Origin of the sequence: Mycobacterium simiae (assembly GCF_008370645.1) — a bacterium.
GTDB lineage: Bacteria > Actinomycetota > Actinomycetes > Mycobacteriales > Mycobacteriaceae > Mycobacterium > Mycobacterium simiae_A.
Genome location: NZ_VTZN01000455.1, coordinates 1 through 732, shown reverse-complemented (window position 1 = coordinate 732; position 732 = coordinate 1). Strand labels below are relative to the sequence as shown.

The window sequence follows — 732 nt, the reverse complement described above, 5'->3', positions numbered from 1 at the left end:
CCCGGGGCGGCCCGACCGCGGCGTCGGTGCGTGCGCGGGCCGCACGTAGGAGCGGCCCCGGCCGACCCTCGGTGGAGGGACCGGCCGGGGCGTCGTGGCCAGCCGGGCCTCAGAGGGCGGGGGCGACCGGTGTCCAGTCGGGGCCGGGATGGCACTGGGTGTAGTAGAGGCGATCGCGCGCCCAGCTGCCCAGGCTGCCCGCGCCGGCCCCCTCGTCGAGCGGGGCGCATTCGGCGGTCAGCCACGGCAGGGGGGTGCGCCGCCACCCGGTGTCATCGATGGGCAGGGTGAGGTTTTCGAGGTAGTGCTGCTTGTCGGCGTTGCATACGTAGCCGAACACGCCCGCCCGGTTGCCCCGGGGCAGCGTCCTGTTGGGCCGCACGCCCGCGCCGATGAGTCCTTCGAAGCGCAGGAAGTGGCGCTCCTGGATGAGGAAGTACAGGTTGGCCCGGTGGCCGGGTTCGGCGGCGGCATAGTCGCCGGCCCAGACCAGGCGTGCACCGCCGTCGAGCGCCAAGACGGTCTGCACGGCATACATGAGCCGGCTGTCGGCGCGGCTGTGGCCGGCCAGCTTGAGACCCGATCCGTAGTCCTGCGGGTCCAGCGCGCCGACGATGTCGCCGGCGCTGTTGAGGAAGGTCGGGGTGAAGTATTCGCCCATGGTGGTGCTCCGTTCTGGTGTGTTCTCCGGTGCGCCGCTCAGCGCCGGGGGTGCCCAGTGTGACCGGCCGG

At 73.1% G+C, this 732-nt stretch carries 1 protein-coding gene; it reads right to left on the bottom strand.

Annotation, left to right across the window (positions count from 1 at the left end):
* Positions 1-109: 109 nt before the first annotated feature.
* Positions 110-732: hypothetical protein (locus F0Q45_RS26400; protein ID WP_306439478.1), on the bottom strand; the 623-nt coding region annotated here is incomplete at its 5' end.